Raw genomic sequence first — 562 nt, forward strand, 5'->3', positions numbered from 1 at the left:
ACCCTAAAAGGGTGGGTTGCCCCATTCGGAAATCTGCGGATCAAAGTGTGTTTGCTCACTCCCCGCAGCTTATCGCAAGCTACTACGTCCTTCATCGCCTGTAATCGCCAAGGCATCCACCATGTGCACTTATTCGCTTGTCCCTATAACGTTAGCCTCTCATCATTTGCATAATGAAAGAGCGCTACAGGGATAAGAAAGTACAACGTTGTTGCTTGTTTGTTGATACATACAATCATTACCCATCGATTCGCTTTTTACGGCAAACCGATCAATAAATAATCTTTACTTCTTCCAGATTGTTAAAGAACATACAGCACTTGGTCTCGAAAAGACCAAACCTAAATCCCGGTGTTGCAATCAACACTGATTTACGTTTGAACTTTTGGTGGAGGATGACGGGATCGAACCGACGACCCCCTGCTTGCAAAGCAGGTGCTCTCCCAGCTGAGCTAATCCCCCTGAGATTTACTACAGAAACTGGTAGGGCTGGTTGGACTCGAACCAACGACCCCCGCGTTATCAACACGGTGCTCTAACCAGCTGAGCTACAGCCCCAAAT

Annotated in this window: 2 tRNA genes and 1 rRNA gene; all 3 read right to left on the minus strand. The window is 47.0% G+C overall.

The features are described from left to right. Window positions 1–143 (minus strand): 23S ribosomal RNA (locus tag JaAD80_RS29960); the annotation flags it as partial. A gap of 243 nt (window positions 144–386) precedes the next feature. Next, a tRNA-Ala gene (locus JaAD80_RS29965) sits at window positions 387–462 on the minus strand. A gap of 19 nt (window positions 463–481) precedes the next feature. Next, window positions 482–558, minus strand: a tRNA-Ile gene (locus JaAD80_RS29970). Window positions 559–562 lie beyond the last annotated feature (4 nt).

The sequence above is a fragment of the Janthinobacterium sp. AD80 genome (assembly GCF_002878455.1).
Classification (GTDB): domain Bacteria; phylum Pseudomonadota; class Gammaproteobacteria; order Burkholderiales; family Burkholderiaceae_D; genus Janthinobacterium.